Here is a 6,027-nt window from a genome sequence, read left to right on the forward strand (position 1 = left end):
CGATCACATGGCATCGTCCTGGTCAGCCGCGTCACGCGCATACCCCGCCGGTGCGCGCGACGACGCCCACGACGCGTACAGCCGGGAGCCGACCATGACCACCGCACCGCAGCCCGCCACCCAGCCGGAGCCCCTGTGGCGCCCCGGTGAGGACCGAGTCGCCCGCGCGCAGGTCTCCCGCTTCCAGACCTGGGCCGCGGAGCACCACGGCGCCCCCGCCACCGTCCCCGGCGACCCCGCCGCGAGCTACGCCGCCCTGCACCGCTGGTCGGTGGACGAGCTGGAGCGCTTCTGGCAAGCGGTGGCCCAGTGGTGCGACGTCCGCTTCACCAGCCCGTACGAACGGGTGCTGGCCGATGCGGGCATGCCGGGCGCGACCTGGTTCCCCGGCGCCACCCTCAACTACGCCGAACACGCCCTGCGCGCCGCCGAGGACCCCGACCGCGCCCAGCAGCCGGCGCTCCTGCACGTCGACGAGACCCATGAGCCGATCCCCGTCAGCTGGGCCGAACTGCGCCGCCAGGTCGGCTCCCTCGCGGCCGAACTGCGCCGCCTCGGCGTCCGCCCCGGCGACCGGATCAGCGGCTACCTGCCCAACATCCCGCACGCCGTCGTCGCCCTGCTCGCCACCGCCGCCGTCGGCGGCGTGTGGACCTCCTGCGCCCCCGACTTCGGCGCCCGCAGCGTCCTGGACCGCTTCCAGCAGGTCGAGCCCGTCGTCCTCTTCACCGTCGACGGCTACCACTACGGCGGCAAGCGCCACGAGCGCACCGACGTCGTCACCGAGCTGCGCGCCCAGCTGCCCACCGTGCGCGCGGTCGTCCACATCCCGCTGCTGGGCACGGCGGCCCCCGAGGGAACCCTCGACTGGGACGCCCTCGTCTCGGCGGACGTGGCACCCGTCTTCGAACAGGTCCCCTTCGACCACCCGCTGTGGGTCCTCTACTCCTCCGGCACCACCGGCCTGCCCAAGGCCATCGTCCAGTCCCAGGGCGGCATCCTCCTCGAACACCTCAAGCAGCTCGCCCTGCACTGTGACCTCGGCCCGCAGGACCGCTTCTTCTGGTACACCTCCACCGGCTGGATGATGTGGAACTTCCTCGTCTCCGGCCTCCTGGTGGGCTCCACCGTCGTCCTCTACGACGGCAGCCCCGGCCACCCCGACACCGGCGCCCAGTGGCGCATCGCCGAACGCACCGGTGCCACGCTCTTCGGCACCTCCGCCGCTTACGTGATGGCCTGCCGCAAAGCCGACGTCCACCCCGGCCGCGACTTCGACCTCTCCCGCGTCAAGTGCGTCGCCACCACCGGCTCGCCCCTGCCGCCCGACGGCTTCCGCTGGCTCCACGACGAGGTCGCCGCCGACCTGTGGATCGCCTCCGTCAGCGGCGGCACCGACGTCTGCAGCTGCTTCGCCGGAGCCGTCCCCACCCTCCCCGTGCACATCGGTGAACTCCAGGCCCCCTGCCTCGGCACGGACCTCCAGGCCTGGGACGCCCACGGCAAGCCCGTCGTCGACGAGGTGGGCGAGCTGATCGTCGCGGCCCCCATGCCGTCCATGCCCATCCGCTTCTGGAACGACCCCGACGGCACGCGCTACCGCGAGAGCTACTTCGAGATGTTCCCCGGCGCCTGGCGGCACGGCGACTGGATCACCCTGACCTCGCGCGGCAGCGTCGTCATCCACGGCCGCTCCGACTCCACCCTCAACCGCCAGGGCGTCCGGATGGGATCCGCCGACATCTACGAGGCCGTCGAACGGCTCCCCGAGATCCGCGAATCCCTCGTCATCGGCGCCGAACAGCCCGACGGCGGTTACTGGATGCCGCTCTTCGTGCACCTCGCCCCCGGCGCCACCCTGAACGACGAACTGCTCACCCGCATCAAGCGCACCATCCGCGAGCAGCTCTCCCCGCGCCACGTCCCCGACGAGGTCATCGAGGTCCCGGGCATCCCGCACACCCTCACCGGCAAGCGCATCGAGGTCCCCGTGAAGCGCCTCCTCCAGGGCACCCCGCTGGAGAAGGCCGTCAATCCCGGCTCCGTCGACAACATCGACCTCCTGCGCTTCTACGCGGACCTGGCCCGCACCCGCGCCACCGGCTGACCGGCGCCCACGGGCCGTCGGCCACCGCGCCGGCGGCCCGTACCCCCACGCCGAGATCGATTGTCAGTGCCCCCGCTTACTGTGAGTGAGTATCGATCACGCGCGCTGAGGGGGAGTTCATGGCGCACAGCAACGACGGCAGGAAACGACCGGCGGCCCGCAGGCGACGGGGCACACGACGCGGCCTCCGGTGCGAGGTCCCCAGCACCGTGGCCGTGCTGGCCGACGAGCGGGACTTCGCCGCCATGAGGCAGTACGCGTCGTTCACCTTCGACGACCACGCGACGTACTTACGGCAGATGGAGGGCCTGCTGCGGACCCTCGCCGCCGAGGGCACGCACACGAGCGTCACCCTCTTCGACCCCGCCGGCTTCGAGGAATTCTGCTCGGACACCCACCTCGACCCCGACACCCCGGCCAGCCGCACCCGCTACACGGCCGAAGTCGCGGCGGCGGGCAGCAAAGTGACCTACGAGGGCCAGCCCATCGGCAGGCTCCTGCCCCAACTCATCGACGAGGCCGCGCAACAGGTCACCTGGGAGTACGCCACGGCCCTGCTGGCCCGCGGCGGCGACTGCGCGACCTGCGGCGAGGACACCGGAAGAGCCGCCTTCACCAGGGCATCACAGCTCCTGCGCCGACTCGTCGAGGCCGTGGGCCCCGGCACCCACCACCTCGTGTGCAGCATCCCCGCCGAAGGCGGCGTCCCACTCGTCGCCGTGCTCCACACCGAGAGCCACCCCGACGGCACACTGCGGCTCGGGGAGGCCGCGGCGCTGATCTTCTGCACCGTGCTGGCCGCCGGAATCGCCACCGGCCGCCCCGGCGGCGTCGTCCTGCGCACCACCACCCCCGACACCCCCGACACCGTGCGCGGCTGGGGGCTGCGCGACGGCAGACTGCGGCCCCTCAGCGAAGCCGAGGTCTTCGACGCCTACTGCACCGACGCCGACACCGGCGAACCCGTACCGCCCGAGCCCGGCGTGGCCTACCGCGCCGGCCTCCCCCTCGACGACTCAGAGGACCAGGGGACACCCGAGAAGGGAGCCTGACGCACGACCTGACGCACGAGGGGTGCCCCACCGGCTCGGTGGGACACCCCTCGTATCACTCGCGATACCACTCGCGCGCCGACCACCGCCGACGGCACCGGCTCACTCGCCGGACAGCACCGCCTGCGCGGCCACACGGGCCTCCTCGGCACTGTCGGTGGCACGGGCCGCGGCGGCGGCCCGCTCACACTGCGCGAGCGTGTGCTTGGCCAGGGTCGCGCGCACATACGGAATCGACGCGGCACCCATGGACAGGCTCGTCACGCCCAGACCGGTCAGCACACAGGCGAGCAGCGGATCGGCCGCGGCCTCACCGCACACACCACAGCTCTTGCCCTCGGCCTTGGCGGCCTCCGCCGAGGCGGCGACCAGGTCGAGCAGCGCCGGCTGCCACGGGTCCTGCAGCCGCGACACCGCACCGACCTGACGGTCGGCCGCGAACGTGTACTGCGCCAGGTCGTTCGTCCCCAGCGACAGGAACTCGACCTCCTGCAGGATCGAACGCGCCCGCAGCGCCGCGGACGGAATCTCCACCATCGCACCGAACTTGGCGTTCAGCCCCGCCTCACGGCACGCGTCGGCGAACGCCTTCGCGTCGGTCCGGTCCGCCACCATCGGGGCCATGACCTCGAGGTAGACCGGCAGCCCCGCGGCGGCCTTGGCCAGCGCGGTGAGCTGCGTACGCAGCACGTCCGGGTGGTCGAGCAGGGTCCGCAGACCCCGCACGCCCAGTGCCGGGTTCGGCTCGTCGGCGGGCGTCAGGAAGTCCAGCGGCTTGTCCGCACCCGCGTCGAGCACGCGCACGACCACGCGGCCCTCGGGGAACGCCTCCAGCACCTTGCGGTACGCCTCGACCTGCTTGGCCTCCGACGGCGCCTTCTGACTGTCGTCCAGGAAGAGGAACTCGGTACGGAACAGCCCGACGCCCTCCGCACCCGCCTCGACCGCGGCCGGCACATCGGCCGGACCGCCGACATTGGCGAGCAGCGGCACCTTGTGACCGTCGGACGTCGCGCCCGGACCGGACGAAGCGGACAGCGCCGCCTTCCGCTCCTCCGCGGCCTTGGTCAGCTCCTCGCGCTTCTCCGGGCTGGGGTCGACGAAGACGTCACCCGTGCTGCCGTCCACGGCCACCACCGTGCCTTCGGCAAGCTCACCGGCCCCCGGCAGCGCCACGACCGCGGGCACCCCGAGCGCCCGCGCCAGGATGGCGCTGTGGCTGGTCGGCCCGCCCTCCTCGGTCACGAAGCCGAGCACCAGCGTCGGGTCGAGCAGCGCCGTGTCGGCGGGCGCGAGGTCCCGGGCGATCAGCACGTACGGCTCGTCGCTGTCCGGCACACCCGGCATCGGCACGCCCAGCAGGCGCGCGACGATGCGGTTGCGCACGTCGTCGAGGTCGGCCACCCGGCCGGCCAGGTACTCACCGGCGTTGGCCAGCAGTGCCCGGTAGGCGGCGAAGGCGTCGTACACCGCACGCTCGGCGGTGCTGCCGACGGTGATGCGCCGGTCCACGTCCGCCATCAGCTCGGGGTCCTGAGCCATCATGGCCTGGGCCTCCAGCACGTGCTGGGCCTCGCCGCCGGCCAGGTTGCCGCGCGCGATGAGGTCGGCGGCGACAGCCTCGACGGCCTGGCGGGCGCGCCCCTGTTCACGCGGCGCCTCGTCCGTCGGAATCTGCTTGGCCGGCGGTTCCAGAACCGCCGTGCCCATGTGCCGCACCTCGCCGATCGCCACACCGTGGCTCACGCCGACGCCTCGCAGCGTTGTCTCCATTTCACCCGTCTCCGGTTGATGCGGCGGGTTCCGCCCGCCGCGGTGAATGTCGTACGTGCCGTCAGAGACGGCTGAAGGTCGCTGCGATCACTGCCAGGAGAACAGAGGGTCGCCGGCCTTGAGGTCGCCGTCCTCGCGGACGTCGCCCAGCGCGTCGGCGGTGGCTTCGAGGGCGACGATCGGGCAGACCGGCGACTTGCCGGCCGCCTCGACCGCTTCGGGGTTCCAGCGGATGATGTCCTGGCCGCGCGTCACGGTGTCGCCCTTGTTCACGAGCAGCTCGAAGCCCTCGCCGTTGAGCTGCACGGTGTCGATGCCGAGGTGCGTCAGCACGCCGTGCCCTTCGGCGTCGACGACGACGAACGCGTGCGGGTGCAGCGAGACGATGACACCGGCGACCGGCGAGACGGCCGTCGAGGGCTCGCGCACGGGGTCGATGGCGGTACCGGGGCCCACCATCTGGCCGGAGAAGACGGGGTCGGGCACAGCCGCGAGTCCGATGGCGCGTCCGGCGATCGGGGACGTCACGGTGGTCATGGGAAGCCTCCCAGGGGTGGAGATTCAATACGCGCCGCCACTACCTGTCCTGGGCGGCGCGCTGATCAGAAGCGTAAGTCATAGGAACTGAGGATTCCGCACACGTGAGCCCACCTGGCGGAGGTCGCGCGAGGGCACGCGCGCGCGTGCGCAGTAGAGCGGTGAGGGAGCCGTCGGCGTGACAGCCGGGGCGGGATTCGGCAGTTGGCGCGGACCGGGGGAGAGGCCCTCCGAGTGGCGGTCTTGACGACGCTCCCAAATCGATTTGCCTCGCCCAGGCGAGACCTGTACTGTCGTATCCCTGCCCACCACCGAGGCCCACAGTCAACTGTCGGCAAGGCGGGGGCGGCACCTATCGGATTATGATCCTTCCCGGATCTGCTGCTGTGTGCCCGTATGTCTTTATGGCTGCGGAAAACGAGCGGTAAGGGAGCGGAAAAACTCCTGATAGAGTGGTGGAACACGAAGGGAAGCGCCCGGAGGAAAGCCCGAGAGGGTGAGTACAAAGGAAGCGTCCGTTCCTTGAGAACTCAACAGCGTGCCAAAAGTCAACGCCAG

General features: G+C 71.6%; 4 protein-coding genes. 2 read left to right on the plus strand and 2 right to left on the minus strand.

Going from position 1 to position 6,027, the window contains the following annotated elements; all coding sequences use genetic code 11:
* Positions 1 to 94: 94 nt before the first annotated feature.
* Together ACZ6MA_RS32200 and ACZ6MA_RS32205 are read left to right on the plus strand one after the other, a co-directional pair.
* Positions 95 to 2,107 carry an acetoacetate--CoA ligase gene (locus ACZ6MA_RS32200; RefSeq protein WP_469438268.1) on the plus strand — a complete coding sequence of 671 codons (2,013 nt, stop codon included), beginning with the start codon at positions 95 to 97 and terminating at the stop codon, positions 2,105 to 2,107.
* 119 nt (positions 2,108 to 2,226) lie between these two features.
* The gene (locus ACZ6MA_RS32205; RefSeq protein ID WP_469438260.1) at positions 2,227 to 3,159 is read left to right on the plus strand and encodes a hypothetical protein; all 933 of its coding nucleotides are present in this window, start codon (positions 2,227 to 2,229) and stop codon (positions 3,157 to 3,159) included.
* Positions 3,160 to 3,261: 102 nt separating this feature from the next.
* Here the strand turns inward: ACZ6MA_RS32205 and ptsP are convergent, their stop codons facing one another.
* Entirely contained in the window at positions 3,262 to 4,932 is a 1,671-nt protein-coding gene (gene ptsP / locus ACZ6MA_RS32210) for a phosphoenolpyruvate--protein phosphotransferase (RefSeq protein WP_469438261.1), read from the minus strand.
* 87 nt (positions 4,933 to 5,019) lie between these two features.
* On the minus strand, positions 5,020 to 5,469 hold the full coding sequence (locus ACZ6MA_RS32215) for a PTS sugar transporter subunit IIA (RefSeq protein WP_469438263.1): 450 nt from the start codon (positions 5,467 to 5,469) through the stop codon (positions 5,020 to 5,022).
* Positions 5,470 to 6,027 lie beyond the last annotated feature (558 nt).

Source organism: Streptomyces sp. NPDC042259 (assembly GCF_055582085.1).